Source organism: Candidatus Abyssobacteria bacterium SURF_5, from assembly GCA_003598085.1.
Classification (GTDB): Bacteria; Abyssobacteria; SURF-5; order SURF-5; family SURF-5; genus SURF-5.
Genome location: QZKU01000041.1, coordinates 33,410 through 50,723 on the forward strand (window position 1 = coordinate 33,410; position 17,314 = coordinate 50,723).

The 17,314-nt window shown below is 55.7% G+C and carries 16 protein-coding genes and 1 pseudogene; 11 read left to right on the forward strand and 6 right to left on the reverse strand.

The features are described from left to right. Window positions 1-86: 86 nt before the first annotated feature. Both C4520_04930 and C4520_04935 read right to left on the reverse strand, forming a co-directional pair. Window positions 87-1,292, reverse strand: coding sequence for a thiolase domain-containing protein (locus C4520_04930; GenBank protein ID RJP24038.1), 1,206 nt, complete (start codon window positions 1,290-1,292; stop codon window positions 87-89). Continuing rightward, complete coding sequence (locus C4520_04935; GenBank protein RJP24039.1) at window positions 1,289-1,729, reverse strand: transcriptional regulator; 441 nt, start codon at window positions 1,727-1,729, stop codon at window positions 1,289-1,291. Before C4520_04935 ends, C4520_04930 begins: the two co-directional genes overlap by 4 nt. A 298-nt stretch (window positions 1,730-2,027) precedes the next feature. On the opposite strand from C4520_04935, the gene C4520_04940 reads away from it, so the two are divergent. From C4520_04940 to C4520_04990, 11 genes and pseudogenes are all read left to right on the forward strand, one after another. Continuing rightward, on the forward strand, window positions 2,028-2,642 hold the full coding sequence (locus C4520_04940) for a TetR/AcrR family transcriptional regulator (GenBank protein RJP24040.1): 615 nt from the start codon (window positions 2,028-2,030) through the stop codon (window positions 2,640-2,642). Between the two features lie 292 nt (window positions 2,643-2,934). Beyond that, window positions 2,935-3,792: a 3-alpha,7-alpha,12-alpha-trihydroxy-5-beta-cholest-24-enoyl-CoA hydratase gene (locus tag C4520_04945; GenBank protein RJP24041.1), complete on the forward strand. Its 858-nt coding sequence runs from the start codon at window positions 2,935-2,937 to the stop codon at window positions 3,790-3,792. 34 nt (window positions 3,793-3,826) lie between these two features. Continuing rightward, window positions 3,827-4,981, forward strand: coding sequence for an acyl-CoA dehydrogenase (locus C4520_04950; GenBank protein ID RJP24042.1), 1,155 nt, complete (start codon window positions 3,827-3,829; stop codon window positions 4,979-4,981). A gap of 329 nt (window positions 4,982-5,310) precedes the next feature. Next, the gene (locus tag C4520_04955) at window positions 5,311-5,796 is read left to right on the forward strand and encodes a DUF2889 domain-containing protein (GenBank protein ID RJP24043.1); all 486 of its coding nucleotides are present in this window, start codon (window positions 5,311-5,313) and stop codon (window positions 5,794-5,796) included. Between the two features lie 188 nt (window positions 5,797-5,984). Beyond that, window positions 5,985-6,446, forward strand: coding sequence for a DUF2889 domain-containing protein (locus C4520_04960; protein ID RJP24044.1), 462 nt, complete (start codon window positions 5,985-5,987; stop codon window positions 6,444-6,446). After that, on the forward strand, window positions 6,443-7,090 hold the full coding sequence (locus C4520_04965; GenBank protein RJP24045.1) for a PHP domain-containing protein: 648 nt from the start codon (window positions 6,443-6,445) through the stop codon (window positions 7,088-7,090). The genes C4520_04960 and C4520_04965 overlap by 4 nt, the downstream gene beginning before the upstream one ends. Next, window positions 7,059-8,546 (forward strand): annotated as a pseudogene (locus C4520_04970) (dephospho-CoA kinase). Before C4520_04965 ends, C4520_04970 begins: the two are co-directional and overlap by 32 nt. Window positions 8,547-8,558: 12 nt before the next feature. Continuing rightward, window positions 8,559-8,798, forward strand: coding sequence for a hypothetical protein (locus tag C4520_04975; GenBank protein ID RJP24046.1), 240 nt, complete (start codon window positions 8,559-8,561; stop codon window positions 8,796-8,798). A 168-nt stretch (window positions 8,799-8,966) separates the two neighbouring features. Beyond that, entirely contained in the window at window positions 8,967-10,385 is a 1,419-nt protein-coding gene (locus tag C4520_04980) for an L-seryl-tRNA(Sec) selenium transferase (GenBank protein RJP24047.1), read from the forward strand. Continuing rightward, on the forward strand, window positions 10,382-12,298 hold the full coding sequence (gene selB / locus C4520_04985; GenBank protein ID RJP24048.1) for a selenocysteine-specific translation elongation factor: 1,917 nt from the start codon (window positions 10,382-10,384) through the stop codon (window positions 12,296-12,298). Before C4520_04980 ends, selB begins: the two co-directional genes overlap by 4 nt. 80 nt (window positions 12,299-12,378) lie before the next feature. Further along, window positions 12,379-13,671, forward strand: a complete 1,293-nt coding sequence (locus C4520_04990) for a hypothetical protein (protein ID RJP24049.1) — start codon at window positions 12,379-12,381, stop codon at window positions 13,669-13,671. 2 nt (window positions 13,672-13,673) lie between these two features. Here the strand turns inward: C4520_04990 and C4520_04995 are convergent, their stop codons facing one another. From C4520_04995 to C4520_05010, 4 genes are all read right to left on the reverse strand, one after another. Further along, window positions 13,674-14,750, reverse strand: coding sequence for a DSD1 family PLP-dependent enzyme (locus C4520_04995; protein ID RJP24050.1), 1,077 nt, complete (start codon window positions 14,748-14,750; stop codon window positions 13,674-13,676). 97 nt (window positions 14,751-14,847) lie between these two features. Continuing rightward, a complete protein-coding gene (locus tag C4520_05000) occupies window positions 14,848-15,252 on the reverse strand; it encodes a cobalamin B12-binding domain-containing protein (protein ID RJP24051.1) in 405 nt (134 codons plus the stop codon). Between the two features lie 43 nt (window positions 15,253-15,295). Continuing rightward, the gene (locus C4520_05005; GenBank protein ID RJP24052.1) at window positions 15,296-16,105 is read right to left on the reverse strand and encodes an NAD-dependent protein deacylase; all 810 of its coding nucleotides are present in this window, start codon (window positions 16,103-16,105) and stop codon (window positions 15,296-15,298) included. 6 nt (window positions 16,106-16,111) lie between these two features. Beyond that, window positions 16,112-17,305 carry a CoA transferase gene (locus C4520_05010; protein ID RJP24053.1) on the reverse strand — a complete coding sequence of 398 codons (1,194 nt, stop codon included), beginning with the start codon at window positions 17,303-17,305 and terminating at the stop codon, window positions 16,112-16,114. Window positions 17,306-17,314: the final 9 nt, after the last annotated feature.

The following is a 17,314-nucleotide window of genomic DNA, read 5'->3' on the forward strand; positions in this document are numbered from 1 at the left end:
CAAGAAGCCTTTAGTAAAGGAGCATTTCGCTAAACGTCAATCCGATTTTAACCAGATGCTTCCGAAAACCAATATCTCTATTCTCGCTACCAGGCGCGGCGGAGGATATTGACGCCGCAGGCGACGCCTTCGGCGTGAGAGAGGCCGCCGAGGGTATGAGTCATTCCTATTTTCGCGCCTTCCACCTGACGCTCGCCCGCCTCACCCCGCAAGTGCCACGTCACTTCGCAGACCTGAGCGACGCCGGTCGCACCGACCGGATGCCCTTTTGAGAGAAGCCCGCCGCATGGGTTGACCGGAATCCGTCCGCCGATCTCGGTCTCCCCCTTCTCGATCATGGTTTTCGCTTCGCCTTTCTTGCAGAAGCCGAGGTCTTCGTAGTGAATCAATTCCGAGATCGAGAAGCAATCGTGGACAAGGGCCACGTCCACGTCGGCGGGGCCAATGCCCGCTTGCCGATAAGCTTCCTGTCCAGCATGAATAGTGGGCCGCATCGTATCAAGGTCGTTTTGGCTTGGCTCGAATGTGGCGGTCTTCAAGACGCTGGCGGCCACTTCGACTGGTTTGGAGCACATTTTTGCGGCTTTCTCTTTCGACATTACGATGGCAGCAGCGGCGCCGTCGGTTGTGGGGCAGCACATCAGGAACGTGAGAGGATATGCAACCATCCGTGCCTCGAGCACTTCGCTCATTGTCACCGGTTTCTGGAATTGAGCATATGGATTCTTTGCCGCATTCTTCCGGTTTTTGACCGAGACCATTGCGAGATGTTCAGGAGTGGTACCGTACAGCTTCATGTGGCGATTTGCGGCCATGCCGAAGAAGCCGGGAAAGCTTATGCCGAATTGTCCCTCAAGCTCGGCGTCGGCTCCGTTGCCGCCCATTCCCATTACCTTGCTGCGCCTGCGCTCATCCATCATGAGCTCGGCCCGGTCGAGTTGCATCTTCTCGACTCCGAGTGCAAGCGCGACGTCATGATGTCCGCTGGCGACGGCCAGAACCGCCTCCCTGAAGGCGGCACTCGCGCTCGCGCATGCGTTGCTTACGCTGGTGATCGGGATGCCGCCAAGCCCGATGGGGGCGAGCATGATCTCGCCGAAGATCGTGAACCCTTGTTTGCAGAAGGCGCCGGCGGCGACATTGCCGACGTAAGCCACTTCGATTGCCTTGTGGTTTATTCCTGCGTCGGTGACCGCCTTGTAGACCGCTTCCTCAGCCAGCCAGCGCGGTTCCTTATCCAGATATTTCCCGAACCTGGTCATTCCCACTCCGACAACGCACACTTGTCTCATTGCCGTCCCCCCTGTTTCACCGGCCGGAACTTGTATCCGATAAATTCCGCGGCGCCGACTTCCATGCCAAATTCCATCTCACGCATCGGCATGACCACGAGTTCGACTTCTGTTCCGATATCAAGCGCTTGTGTCGGGTCGCCTTCGAGGTCGGTGAAAATCGAGAAGAGCCGAATCCCTTCCGGCAGGTCGACATATCCAATTGGATGCTCGCCCATCATATACGAGACGGTCCACGAAAAAATTTTTCCGCGCCGGCCGAGGGGCGTCTCCTCCATTTGCTCCCAGCTATAGCAGGACGAGCACAGCCGCTGCGGCGGGAAATGGAGCTTGCCGCATTTTTTGCATTTCGAGGCCAGAAGATTGCTATCGGGCGAGAGCGGTTTCGAGAGCGCCCCTTGAACAAATTCTTTATCGACTGCAAACGGTTCGGCCATTTTTTCTCCTTTCAGTGAGCGAGGAAAACCGTGGGAAACGAGAGATTTTTATGCTTGACAAAGGTAAGGGTCCCCCATATAATCTGACTATATCTCAGGCTTGAATCTGTGTCAAGAAAGAATCGCCCCGTGTCGAGTTCATCTGGCAGTTGTACGTCCGAAGCCGCTCGTGCAAACGGTCAAGAACCGCGCAAATGAAAGACGTACAGACAGGTGAAGAGGAGATAAGTCGTACTACTTCCTTTCAGATGAGAATGGAAAAAGCCGCCTGATTCAAACATGGCAACCCTTATTCCCGATGGCGAAAAAGATATCCGAAATCGATCGAGAGAACCGCTGGAAGCGCCGCAGTCGCGAGACGCGGGATAAGCTGCTGAACGCAGCCGAGCAGATATTTTTGGAGAAGGGATATGACAACGCGACCACGCGTGAGATCTCGGCGCGCGCCGATCTCGGCGCCGGCACATTTTACGTGCACTTTCGCGACAAACGCGCGATCTACGACGCGCTTGTGCGGAGGGCGAACCGTGAGATGCATCGGAAATGGCTCGAGGCGCGGAGTCCGAAAATGTCCGTTGAGGAGCAGGTGGTGTCCGCCTTGCGCGTGAGTTTCGATTATTTCAGGGACAATGCGGACCTTGCGCGCCTGATCCTGATTGATGGCCCGCCGGTGGATGCAGAATACACGATGAAGCTGCATTCGGGAATTGGGGCCGAGCTTCACGAGATTTTGCGAGACGGAATTGAATCGGATCGAGTGAGCGAGATAGAGCCGGCGATTCTGGCTACTGTTTTTATGGGCATCGCGGTGGTAATGGGCCGATGGCTTTTGTCGTCTCATTCTCCGGAAAATGCCGAAGAGATCGAGGAGGAGATAATCCGCTTCTGTCTTCGCGGGATGCGGCCGGAGTGAAATGATTTTAGATTTTGGATTGAAGAAAAGGATTTTTGATCCGCTGATTACGCAGATTTTCGCAGATTAAAAAAGCGATCTTGGCGAAAGAGATGAATGGGCTTTTGCCGGTCACGTAAGGATAATCAGGAGAGATTCTTCGCTCTGCTCAGACAGACAACCGACTCTGTGGCGGAAGCGTGTCTCTGCGGTCGCGATACGGAAAATCTGGATTTTTCAAAGAGGGCGGAATGTTAATGGCAGGGTGTAAGAAAAGGCGATGAATTGTTTGACCAGATAAGGAGAAGGAACGATGCCTATTGATCCGAAGAAAGCAGTCGGCGCAAAGTTACAGGGACTTCCTTATGAGTACACGGACCGCGATGTGATGTTGTACGCGTTGGGCGTGGGGGCGGGCGTTCCGCAGACCGATGAGCAGCAGTTGAAGTTTACGTATGAGGGCGATCTGAAGGTGTTGCCGACATTCGGAGTGATACCGCCGTTCCCGTCGCTGGTCGGCCTGATCGGGGCGCCCGGAATGGAATTCAACCCGATGATGCTACTTCACGGCGAGCAGTATCTCGAAGTACGCAAACACCCTCTCCCGACCAGCGGCAAACTCACCACGCAGCCGAAGATATCGGCGATTTATGACAAGGGAAAGGGTGCTCTCGTTCTGCTTGATGCCGTGACGAGCGACGAGAACGGGGACGAGGTTTTTTTCAACACGTTCTCGGTGTTTTTGCGCGGTGAAGGCGGCTTTGGAGGCGAATCCGGCCCGAAGCCGGGGAATCAGCCGCCTGATCGCGCGCCGGATAAGGTAGTCGAGCAGAAGACGCTCCCGCAGCAGGCGTTGATATACCGGTTGTGCGGCGACCGCAACCCGTTGCATGCGGACCCGAATTTTGCGGCAATGGCCGGATTTGAGAAGCCGATTCTGCACGGGCTGTGCACGTTCGGGATTGCCGGCCGCGCGATCGTGCAGGAATTCTGCAACAACGAGCCCGAAAAATTCAAGAGCATCAAGGTCCGTTTCGCAAGTCACGTATTTCCGGGCGAGACCATTGTGACGGAGATGTGGAAAGAGGGCAACGAGGTCATCTTCAAATCGAAGACCGCCGAGCGCGGGCTCGACGTGATTACGAATGCTGCCGCAGTTCTGAACGCATAACTGAGAGCACAGCATCGACCGGAGGTATTTCTGTATGCTGAAAAGCAAGCTTCCCTTTACGGAAGAGCACAACATGCTCCGCGACACGTTCCGCAAATTCATCGAGAAGGAGGTCACGCCTCACCACGAGCAATGGGAGAAGGACGGAAAGGTGCCGCGCGAGCTGTGGTTGAAGGCGGGCGAGAACGGGTTCCTCTGCCCGTGGGCCGACGAGAAATACGGCGGCATCGGCGCGGATTTTCTGTATTCAGTCATCATGATTGAAGAATTGACGAAGGCCGGTGCATCCGGTTTTGCGTTGCCGCTCCACAACGATATCGTAGTCCCGTACATTTACGCGTTCGGCAATGACGAGCAGAAGGAGCGCTGGGTGCCCGGTTGCGTATCGGGCGAACAGATCAGCGCGCTTGCAATGACCGAGCCCAACGCCGGTTCGGACGTGCAGTCGATGAAGACCACCGCGATCAAGGATGGCGATTCCTACGTCATCAACGGTCAGAAGACCTTCATCTCGAATGGACTCCTTGCCGATGTTGTGGTTGTCGCCGCGAAGACCGATCCGAAGGCGGACCCGCCGTATTCGGGGATCAGCCTGATTGTTGTCGAGCGGGACACTCCGGGCTTCGAGCGCGGCAAGAAAATACAGAAGATCGGGATGAAGGCGCAGGACACGGCCGAGTTATTCTTCGACGAATGCAGGGTGCCGGCCGGCAACATTCTTGGCGGGGAGGGGTCCGGCTTCTTCATGATGATGCAGAAGCTGCAGCCGGAGCGTCTCGTGTGCGCGATTGGAGGCCAGGCGGCTGCCGAAAAATGTCTGGATTTGACAATCAAATATACGAAGGAGCGCGAGCAATTCGGCAGGCCGATCTTCAATTTCCAGCACACGCAGTTCCTGCTGGCGGACCTTGCGAGCGAGGTTTCGGTCGGGCGCGCATACATGGACAGGCTGATTCAGGACCACTTGGCCGGCGAGAACGTGGTGACGGAGACGTGCATGGCCAAGCTGTGGATTTGCGAGATGGCTAACCGGGTAGCCGACCGCTGCCTGCAAATGCACGGCGGCTACGGCTACTGCGAGGAGTATCCGATTTCGAAGTTCTGGGTCGACGGCAGAATCCAGACGATTTTCGCGGGGACTTCCGAGGTGATGCGCCTGATCATCGCGCGCAGCCTTGGAAAAGATTAGGTAAGTGACTTTGGGGAGAGTGAATGTATCCGACACTTGAGCGAGTGGTTTTTGCTTCGGGGACAGGCACCATTCTACGAATTCAAGAAGACATGAATTCCGTAAATGGAGCCAGTCCCCTTCGCGGTGGGACAGTCCCCATCGCTACCGTCGGACAGGCTTACAGTACCCGTCGCTGAGGATGCGGCTGACAATTCAGAGATAGAGGCACTAGATTAGAGGGCGAATGGGGCACCCTTCGCCCTTATTTTTTTTCGGCGCGCTGAATTGACATAGGTCACGTCGTCAAGTATAGTTTGTGAAAGAAATAGCCATTCCGGAGGGAAATCATGGTACTTTGTTACAGCCGCACGAAACACGCCTCGATTGCTCCGCTCGGTGAGGACAAGCTGCTCGTAACCAATTACATGGACGACGGCAATTTCAGCGGAGAAATCGAGATTGAGGTGGCGCTGCCCGACCTGGAGATTACGGCCGCACGCGGCAAATTCGAGCGCTGCTTCACTGAACATTGCACGGCCGCCGAATCTCTAGTGAAAAAAGTCATCGGGCTCAGAGTCGGCTCGGGGCTGACAAAGTTGCTCGAGAACCTAATTGGCGGACCGAAGGGATGTTCATTGATGGAAGCGCTGTTATTCGAGGCGTGCGACGCGGTCATTCTCTCGTTCACCCCTCAGCAGATGGGAATGGCCGATGGATTGGACGACGAGCAGCGCCGCGAAGGCCTGTTACAGATGGTGCAGATGAATCCGCGCCTGCTCAACAGTTGCATTGCATTCGATCCGAACGGCCCGTTGCTGAAGGGGCGCTTGTAGGAGAGGACTAGCGCTGATCGATAGTTCCCAGCGTTAGGCTCCCCTCATGCTGACTTACTCCCTTGATCGAGAGGGAACAAATTCCTTGCGGAAGAGACTAGAGCGGGGCGCCCTGAAGAATACATGCAGAGACATTAGGTAGTCCAGGAAAAGCGGGGATGTGAAGCGGACTTCAAGAGGAGGTTAACGTGGCGAATTTTTCACGGATGAAGCGGGTGGGCATCGAGCGGCCTGCGAAGGACAGAGCAATAGCGCACGGCCTTCTCGACGACCACATCTATTCGATGGAGATTGACGTCGAGTTTGTCCTGCCGCAATGCGAGATCACTCGAATCAGCGGCAGGATGAAGCGGTTCACGACGCCCGAATGTCCGCGCGCCGACGAGATTCTGAAGAAAGCGATCGGAATGCGAATCGAGCCGGGCTTCCGCGAGAAGGTGAAGAAGCAGATCGGGCGCGCCGGCTGCCGGCATTACGGGACGCTGTTGATCGAGTGCTGTGATGCGCTCATGTCGGCCTCGATCCAATTTGCGCGTGAGGACCTTGAGGAGATGGGGCAGCCTGCGGATAGTGCAGCCATTCGGAAACGGCTTCTCGAGACGGTCCCGATACTGAAGGATAGCTGCATGGCGTATGCCTCGAGTGAATGATGAAGATAGACTTGCATTGTCACACTTCTCCTCTGTCGACCTGCAGCGCGATCAAAATTCACGATCTGATTCCGCGGGCGAAAGAGGCGGGCATCGATGGGATTTGCCTGACGGAACATAACAAACTCTGGCCGCGAGACGAGGTGATGCGCCTTCGAGAGCGGTTTGAATTCCCGATTTTTCGCGGGATGGAAGTAACCACCCGCGACGGCGACATATTGGTATTTGGATTTGAGGAAGAACCCGCCGAGATAATAAGTGCGGCCGAATTGCATAAGAAGGTTTCTGACTGCGGCGGGTTCACGATTGTCGCGCATCCGTTTCGGGGGTTTCTGGTGTTTAATTTCGTGCAGCTATCGCTTTCGCCGGAGCGCGCGGCCACGCGTCCGGTGTTTCAGGCGGTCGACGCGATTGAGGCATACAATTGCAAGATAAACGAGCAGGAGACGCAGATGGCGCTTGATGTGAGCGCGCGACTCGGCATCCCGTGCGTGGCGGGGAGCGATGCGCATATTTTGGCCGACGTGGGAAAATACTACACGCATTTTTCCAGTGATACTGACTCAGACGAGGATCTCGTCGTGCAGTTGAGGACGGGAAATTTTTCGATCTATGCACCGGAGAAGGGAGCTAACGATGTCTGATTGGACCGGTTTGATCCGAAACCTGGAAAGGTTGTTGCGGCTGAAGACGTTTCCGGTCGCATTCAAGCTGCTCGAGGATCCCGATGAGCTAAACCGGAATCCGTGGCTCAGGCGGCTGCCGCACAAGGTGACGACGTGTCAGTTGATCACCATTGTGCGCACGTTCGATTGGACTGTGGGCGCGACGGCGGATGATTTTGTGTCGCCGCGGTGCACCAGCATCATTGGGTTGACGGAGCTGCCCGAGTACATCCGCGACGGCACGATGCGCAGCATGGTCTGGTGCGCGACCGTGGAGGACGCAAATAAGTGCGAGGATTCGATTCCGCTGATCCCCTCGGGAAAGTATCACGCAGTCATGCTGGCGCCGCTGGTTTATAATCCGTTCGATCCGGATATCATCCTGCTGTACGGGAACCCGGCACAGATGATGCTGCTTATCAACGCGATCCAGTTCCGCGATTACGAGCGGATGCAGTTTTTCAGCGTCGGCGAAAGCGCGTGCGCGGACGCGATCGCGCAGTGTTACCTCACGGACAAGCCAGCCATGACGATCCCGTGTTACGGCGAGCGGCGCTATGGCCATGCGCAGGACGATGAAATGGTGATGGCGATTCCGCACCATTATCTTGAAAAGATTGTGGAAGGCCTCGACCAGCTTTACAAGAGAGGCATTCGATATCCCATCTCGCAATTCGGGGCGCAGGTGGACCCGTCCCCCGGTCTTTTCGGAGCATACGGGAAGGCATTTGGCGGAGGGGACTGAGCCTGCGGGATCCGCACATTTTGGATTTGGAGAAGATGTCTGCCTGTATAAGAAGGAAAATCAAGTATGCTTCACGTCGGATTGACAGGTGGAATAGGCACGGGTAAGAGCACGATCGCGGCGATGTTTGCGAAACGCGGCGCGTATGTTCTCGATTATGACGAGCTTTCCCATTACGTAGTCGAACCGGAGAAACCGGCGTGGAGGGATATCGTCGATTTCTTCGGGCCGTCCATCCTGAGGGAGGATCGCACGATCAATCGCCCCCGCCTTGGAGAAATAGTATTCGCGGACGCCGACAAGCGGAGGCAACTCCAGAGTTTCATCTATCCGAGACTGGGAGAAGAATATGCGCGCAGGATTCAGGAGATTACGCAAAAGGACCCGAACGCCATCATCATGGCCGATGTCCCTCTGCTGATCGAGACGGGGATGAAGTCCATGTTCGAGAAGATCATTCTCGTTTATGCGACACGGGAACAGCAGCTTGGACGAATGACAGCGAGAAACGGATTCGACCTCGAGAGCGCAACGAAGAGACTGAACGCGCAGATGCCCATCGAGGAAAAACTTCAGTACGCCGATTACGTTGTGCACAACACGGGCTCGCTTGCCGCTGCCGAGGAGCAGGTTGAAGGTATTTGGAACGAGCTCGTCAGTCTGAGCCGGCAGAAGACCGGTACTCCATAAGGCGCCACGGCCGTGGCGAAATTGATTATTCAACCGCAGACGAACCGGCTACCGGGTCGGCGCCCGATAAACGCTGATCGTAATTATATTCTTTATTTTTCCTGCTTCTTTGCCTGCGGCGCTGGCGGACAGTCATCTCCTTCAGATCTTTATCCGCTGCTTGTGCAGTTTTTTTACAGACTGAACGAATCCATCAACCCTGCAATGCGGGCACACGAGATTCTTGTGGACGGTCATTTATTTAGCAACTAATATTACATATGGTTGATGGCCGTTTTTTGCTGCCTTCATAACAGCTTTTAGAGTAAGGAGTTACAGATAAAAAATAGGCTCTGTCCCCAATTTTCGGTGCGGGTTCATTGACAAGGCGCGGCAGGATTCGGTAATATTTGAGAGGAAGGTTTTTCTGCAGGGAAATTTATGAACCGAAAACCATCAAAATATTTGCAAGCGATCCCGAGCGTTGAGAAGGTGAAGCAGTTGCCGAGAATAGTGCAACTGCTTGGCGATCTCTCGGATGAATTTGTGACGGATGCGATCCGTGAGGTATTGGAGGAAATCCGTGCCGCCCGGAAGAAGGGATCACGCAACGAAGACCTTGAGTTCGAGAGCATCGAAGCGGCGGTTGTTTCCCGGATAGAAGAGCGACGGGCTCCCCCGCTGCGGCGGGTGATCAACGGGACGGGAATAGTCATACATACGAATCTGGGCCGATCGATGCTTGGAGCGAAGGCTGCGGCTGCGGCCGCTGACGCCGCCGCCTCATACGTAAACCTCGAATATGATCTTGAGACGGGAGAGCGCGGGCATCGCGATTCGCTATTCGAACCGTTGTTGTGTCGTTTGACTGGGGCCGAAGCCGCGACGGTGGTAAATAATAATGCGGCCGCGGTCATGCTCACGCTTGACAGCCTGGCGAGGGGGCGAGAGGTCGTCGTCTCGCGGGGCGAGTTGATCGAGATCGGCGGCTCGTTCCGGATTCCGGACGTGATGGCGAAGAGCGGGGCAAAGCTTGTCGAGGTCGGAACAACGAACAGGACGTATATCGGCGATTATGAGCGGGCGCTTTCTCCGGAGACCGGGTTGTTGTTGAAGGTGCATCCGAGTAACTACCGCATCATCGGGTTCACCCAGAGCGTATCGGTATCCGAACTGGTCGAATTAGGGAATCGGCGCGGAATTCCGGTGATGGAGGATTTGGGAAGCGGCGCGCTCATCGACATGAGCCGGTTCGGCATACCCGATGAGCCGATGGCACAGCATAGCATGAGGGCAGGCGCAGATATCGTCACTTTCAGCGGAGACAAGTTGCTCGGCGGCCCACAGGCGGGCATTATTCTGGGAAAACGGGAGTACATAAAGGAAATTCGGAAAAACCCTCTGATGCGGGCGCTGCGAGTGGACAAGATAGCATTGGCGGCGCTTGGGTCGATCCTCCAGACGTTGCGTTCATCCCGTTTTCCGGAAAAGGAAATACCGACACTTGGACTGATCGCGCGAACTCCTGAGGATATCTTGAAGCTTGCGCAGCAGGTGTATGATAGCGTCGATCATCAAGCTCGCAAGGTGCTCAAGATGGAGATTAGGGAGGGCGAATCCCGCGCCGGCGGCGGCTCGTCGCCCGAGCACCCGCTTCCGACTTATCTTCTCGCGATTAATCCCGGCGCACAGACGCCGGATCAAATTGCTTATCGCCTCAGAATGCTGAATCCCCCCATTATCGGAATCATTCGGAAGGATTGTTTCTGTCTCGATTTCAGGACAATTCAGTCCGATGAGAATACGCACGTCATTGCAGCCCTTCGCGACCTGGCAACTCGTAGAAGTCAATCTTCATGAAACATCTTGTTGTTGGAACCGCGGGTCATATCGATCACGGCAAATCGGCGCTGGTTAAAGCGCTGACGGGGATCGATCCGGACCGGCTGAAAGAAGAGAAAGAGCGCGGCCTCACGATCGATCTGGGGTTCGCTTTCCTGGAGCTTGCGGACGGGACGCGCGTTTCCTTCGTCGACGTGCCCGGCCACGAGCGTTTTGTAAAGAATATGCTTGCGGGCGCGGCGGGCATGGATATCGTGATTTTGGTGATCGACGCGACCGAAAGCGTCATGCCGCAGACGCGCGAGCACCTTGACATCATGAAGCTGCTGGGAGTCGAGCGCGGGATCGTCGCGATCACGAAAATAGACCTGGCCGACGCCGAAATGGTGGAGATCGTGGAGGCCGAGATCGCAGACCTTGTTGAGGGGACATTCCTGGAATCCGCGCCGGTAGTGCGGGTTTCGTCCAAGACGGGCGGCGGTCTCGATCGGATTCGGGCTCTGATCACCGAGGCGGTCGAGCAACAGCGACAGAAGGACGAACAAGGCGTTTTCCGTTTCCCGATAGATCGAGTCTTTACGATGAAAGGGTTCGGCACGGTTGTCACCGGGACGGTCTTTTCCGGGTCGCTGAACGAGGACGAACCTGTGCAGGTGCTGCCCGAAGGGTTGAGCAGTCGCGCGCGTCAGTTGCAGAGCCACAACCAGAAGCAGGAGCGGATATCGGCGGGCATGAGGGCGGCCTTGAATCTGGCCGGCATTGCTGTCGAGCAACTGAAGCGGGGTGATACCGTTGTGAAACCTGGGACGGCGGCGGCGACAAACAGGTTTGATGCAAAGGTCCGCCTGCTTCGCACCGCGCCGCGAAATCTGCGGCGGAGCACGACAGTAAAGTTGTATTCGGCGACCAGCCAACAGGTGAGCCGCATGATAGTATTTGGCGAGAACGAGATTGCGCCGGGCAGCGAAGGTTATGTCCAGATGAGGTGTCAGAAGCCGATCTGTATTTTCCGGGGCGACCGCTTTGTCATTCGAGCGGAATCGCCCGAGGTCACAATCGGGGGCGGAATCGTTCTTGATGTTGCCCCGCAGAGAGCGCGCGTGAGGAAGCGGGAGAGGCGTGCCTGGCTTCAGGAACTCGATGGCGCCCTGCCGGCTGAGCTGGCGAGGGCCTTCCTCTCGAAGGAGGAGGCGGCGGTGTCGCTTCACGAACTTGCGGTGAGACTTGGATTGCCGGCGGCGATGGTAACCGAGTTGATCGCCTCTCCGATAAAGGAGGGGCAAGTCCTTGCGCTAGGCTCGGGGGAAGACGCGGTGCTCATTGCGCAAAACCGCCATGATTTTTTAAAGGAACGCGCGCTGAAGGAGCTGGCCGATTTCTTCAAAGAGCAGCCCCATCGTCTGTACATGCCGCGCGAGCAACTCCGGAGCCGCTTGAGCGGGAATCTCGATGCACCGCTGTTTGAAAGGATTATTTCAGACCTGGCCGAGAGCGAAAGAGTGCAGGTTACGCGCGAGGGCCTGAGCCTTGCCGGCAGGCGCGCCGGTATAACGCAGGCCCAAAAATCGATAAAGGAGCAGGTCGAGAAGATATATTTAGAGGCCGGGTATTCTCCACCGACGCTGATGCAGGCTGAAGAGCAGGCCGGTGATCCTGCGGCCGCGAAGAAAATGATTTCGCTTCTCCTCGAGGAAGGCGTTCTTCAAAAAATCAGCCCCACGCTTGCATATCATAAGGAATTTCTGGAAAGCGCACTGAAGAAGATCAGGGTTCATTTTCAGACCGAACAGCGGCTGGCCGTCGGCGACCTGAAGACGGTACTGGGAGTCAGCCGCAAGCATGCCGTGCCGCTGCTCGAATATTTTGACAGAATCGGATTGACTGCGCGAGTTGGAGATTATCGGGTATTGAAGGAGAAAGCCCGCGCGTAACGTTTTGCTCAAGGGCGGGTTTTTTATTATCCGGCTATTCGGTCAACTAACTGCTTGTCATCGGTTGGGGGTGAGTGGCAATGCAGACTGATTCCGGCGATAGTCAAGCCCAAAAGAAATGTCCCCTCTGTGGGAAAACGATCAAGAAGAGCGCTTACCGCTGTCCATTCTGTCATGAGTCACTTGCCGAGATCGATCAGCAGGAGTGGGAAGATATTTCTTCATCCGATATATCCGGCGCAAGCTCGGCGAGCAATCTGAAGGATGATATTTTCACACCCCTGTCCGCGGCGCTTGTAATAGGCGTCATTGTTGCATTCGCGATCGTCGTCTCCTTCCGCTTATTCAGCCTGCGCGACAAAGAGAAGGAACAGGAGCCTCTTTTCCCGGGGTCTCTGCAGGAGCGGCAGGGTGAAAAAGCGAAGCCGCCCGCAAAGTTGGTGTATCCTGAGTCGCAACCGGCCGCGGCAGTCCCTCCCGTAGAGGCTCCCGCCGAAGATTTGACGGATGGTTTACCGGCCGCACCCGCCGCTTTGGAAGATCAGAAGCGTGAGCAGAGGATTCAGGAGGTTTTTGATCAGATCATACCGGACATTCGGAAAGGAGAGCAGGAAACGCCGGATACAGTAATTCTGAAAGCCGGGTCACATCTGGAGTGCAGAATTTTGTTGGAAGACGCAACTGCTCTGAAGGTCCAGTACAAAGGGGTAACCACGACAATCGAGAAGAAGAGGATTGATCGAGTCGAGCGAATGACACCCGAGCAGATCGAGGAGAAAGCGCGGGCGGCTGCGCTCGCGCGGGCAGCCGAGATTGTGGATGCCGAGATGGAAAGGGAGCGGGCGAATCAGTCGCTGGAGCTGGAAGATGTTCCTGCCGAGGGCCTCGAGAATGCGCCGCAGGGGCCCCAATCTGCCGCGGGTGAAAGTGCATTCTTCATCGGAGACTCGAGCCATAAGGGCTTTCTGATCCCGGGAGATGCGCGCGTAACGAGGTCTTCGATCAAGTCGACGCTGGGTGAGCCCGATCTTGAATACGCCCGGGTGCTCGATTACAACTGGAAGCACGGGTTTGAACTCGTTTTGTCGGAGAATGATGTTCTTGAAGCGATTCGCATTAACAGCGACAGGTTCAAGGGGAAGCTTTCGTCTGAGATCTCCTATGTTTCATCGCTGCCTGATGTGCTCACGGCTTACGGAGAGCCATCTTCGGAGAAGTACGTCGAAAGTCTGCTCTCGGATAGCCATGAATTCCAGAGCGGAGTTTTGTATAGAGAAGGAGGGTTCAGCAGAATCAATTATAAAGAGACGGGGCTGACCTTCTGGTTCGACAGGAACCGCATCATTCAAATCGAGGTTGGAAGGAAGGGCTGATTCTACATGAATTTTCCGCGGGCTGCGATGTTCCAGACGCTTTCGAGCCGTTCGCCTCTGACGGCATAGAACCGGTCGTGAAGATTGATGGTGGTGCAGCAATGGCTGGGGATCAACTCCACCTTGTCGCCGACTTTCGGGTCTGCGTCCTCCAGATAGAGATGTCCATGTTCTTCTGACAAGAAGGCAAAGGACGCGCCGGGAAGACTGATCAAATCAGGCATTCCGAATTCGAACGTAACGGCTTTCATCCCGGCATCGAGGATAGCGGTTGTCTTGTCGGGCCTGCTCGTCACAGTGCACAGCAGCGTCAGCGCGCACTCGAAATCCTCGAGCACGCTTCGGTATTTTGCGTCCATCAGGATATATGAGCCGGCCTGAATTTCAGTCACGCCGGGGTATGAGCCGGAGATGTTATATGTACCGGTTCCGCCGGCGCTGACGATTTTTACGGGAATTCCATTTGTCTCCAGCGTTTCCTTAACGCCCACCAGCGTCTGCATCGATTGGATACACGCCTGTCGCCGATCTTCGAGATCGGGTACCATCACGACGTGGCCCTCATATCCCATGATTCCTTCAAAGGCGAGGCCCGGGCTGGAAAGGATAGTGCGTGCGAGGGCGAGCGCATCTTCGGGATTTTTGACGCCGCACCGGTGCATGCCTACGTCGACCTCGATAAGGACGCGGATAGTGGAGTCGACGGCTTTGGCGGCCAACGACAACTCCGCAACATTTTGAGCGGACTCGACGGCGACCATGATCTCGCAATGATGCGCGAGATTAGCGAGGCGCGCTATTTTATCGTGTCCGACGATCTGGTTTGCTATGAGGATATCCTGTACACCGGCGGCGGCCATGACTTCGGCCTCGCCAAGCTTGGCGCAGGTGATCCCGTGTGCGCCGGCCCGAAGCTGCTTGTGTGCGAGAACCGGACATTTATGGGTTTTCGTGTGGGGGCGGAGTTCCGCCTGCTGTTTATCAAAGAATTCCGCCATCTTTTGAATGTTCCGTTCCATCTTATCGAGGTCGATGAGAAGCGCAGGCGTATCGATGTCGTATTTACTGATATTTTCCATCTGTATTACCTCGTTCTCCGCCACTGAAGAAACAACCGTTCAAAAACTTGTGGTGCAAGCGGGACTTGATTCCCGCAGGTAAATGTTCGAAATTCCGTTATGCTGTTTGGGCGAGTTTTTCCTTGATGAATTTGATCGGCTCATCGAGGCGGCTCCCGGTCGGAAAAACTTCGGCCACCCCGATTTCCTTGAGTTTAGGGATGTCCTTGCTCAGAATCGTGCCGCCGACGAGGACCATCTTATCGGCGGCGTTCTGCTCCTTCAGTTTCGCCATGATCTTTTGTGTCAGCCCGAGGTGAGCTCCGGAAAGAACGCTCAGCCCGATAACGTCGACGTCCTCCTGGAGCGCGGCATTCACGATTTGCTCCGGCGTCTGGCGGAGGCCGGTATAGATGACTTCCATGCCGGCGTCCCGGAGCGCGCGCGCGATGATTTTCGCGCCGCGATCGTGTCCGTCAAGTCCCGGCTTTGCGACCAGCACTCGAATTCTTCTGTCTGCCATATTTTTCTGTCCTCCTCGTGAGACGAACGGTTTCCTGCATTTGTTATGGCAACTTTTTGATCACTTCTTCCACCAATTTCGGTAAGACAATGCCACTCTGTCCCTGCAGATAATAATGAGCAGTGCGCGTGAGCGCGCTCTTTTGGGGATTGATTTCGATGATCTGTGCGCCCGCATCACGAGCGCGGCCGGGGATTGCGGCAGCCGGATAGACGACGCCGGAAGTTCCCAAGACAAGCATGACACGACATCGTTCCGCCGCGTTGACGGAATCGTGCAATTCCTGGACCGGCTCACCGAAAGAGACAAAATCGGGGCGCAGCATGCCACCGCACTCGCAGGAGGGCATCAGCGAAAAGATGTCCGAGATTCGTTTGCTGCGCATAACGTGGATCAGCCGGTCAAACTCGGCCAGAAATTCCTCGCGTTTCCGAAAGCCTTTTTTGCCGCAGGCGAGGCACCTGAGCCTGTAAATGTTCCCGTGCAACTCGTGCACTCTTGTATTGCCCGCATCCCGATGCAGGTTGTCTATGTTTTGGGTGATAACCGCGTCGAGAAGGCCGAGCTGTTCGAGCTCTGCGAGCGCAAAGTGTCCCGGATTCGGAACGGCGTTGCGCAGAGTTATCAGCAGTTCTTCCAGTATATCCGCCGCCTGCTCCGGATATGAAGCAATTACTCCAACGATTCCGCCGGAAGATCCCGCCTCGAATCTGTCCCACAGCCCGCCGCGGTCGCGAAACGTTGGTATTCCGCTTTCACTCGAGATTCCGGCGCCGGAGAAGGCGACGACATGTCCCCTCTCGACGATAACGGCTGCTGCCTTTTCGATGATATCTTTCAGGGTCGCCGCCATTGCATTTTAAATTACGCCTTCCTGTCGCAGCGTCTCCATCTCCGCCGCCGACAGGTCAAGCAGAGAGGACAGTATTTCGTCCGTATGCTGGCCGAGGAGCGGGGGCGGTTCGAAGTGGCCGTCGTTCATGATGGAGGATTTAATCGGATTGCCGAGCGCCTCATATTTTCCGATTTCCGGATGTTCTATCTCGACGACCATTTTTCGAAAGCGCACTTGCTGATCATTCAGGGCCTCGCGGATATTATTGACCGGACTGGATGGAATCTGAGCCTGGCGAAGCGGCTCGAGCCATTCGGCGGTGGTCTTTTTCGGGAAGACTTCATCCAGAATGGTATACAGTTGCATCTTATTGACCGCGCGTCCGATGAGGGTATCAAACCGTTCATCCGTCAACAGGTCTTCACGATCGATTATTTTACAGAAGCTCTCGTAATGTTTATCCTGGAATGCCACGACCGCGATATATCCGTCTTTCGTCTTGAAGGATCGAAACGGAGCTATCAGGGGATGCATGGCTCCGCGAGCCGCCGGAACCTGGCCGCTCGCGATATATGTCTGGGCCAAGTACATCAGGAGCGATATCTGACAATCAAGCAGGCTGATATCGAGTTTCTGTCCGCGTCCGGTTTTCTCCCGATGATAGAGTGCGCCTGCGATCGCCAACGCTCCGAACATGCCGCCGGCAAGATCGCCCATGGGCACCCCCATCAGCAGGGGGTCGCCTCCCTCGGTTCCGGTAAGGCTCATGGTTCCGCCCATCGCCTGCAGGATGATGTCATAAGCGGGCAGATCTCGATAGGGCCCGGTCTGTCCGAAGGCTGAGACCGAACAGCAAATGATCTTCGGGTTGTATTGTGAGAGGATTTCGTATGTGCATCCGAGTTTTTCCAGTGCTGACGGCCGGAAATTGTCATAGACCACGTCCGCCTTCTTGACGAGTTCGCAAAAAATTTCCCGCCCCTTCTGCGATTTGAGATTGAGCGTCATGCTCTTCTTATTGCGGTTGATACTCAGGAAATAGGCGCTGATACCTCTGAGAGCGGCCTCGGCGGCGGTAGTGCGCGTAAGGTCGCCGGAGCCGGTCTCTTCAATTTTAATGACCTCGGCTCCCAGGTCTCCGAGCAGCATAGAGCCGTAGGGTCCGGCAAGCATTCGCGACAGGTCGAGAATTCTCACGCCTTCGAGGATTTTTAGCATCGTATCCCT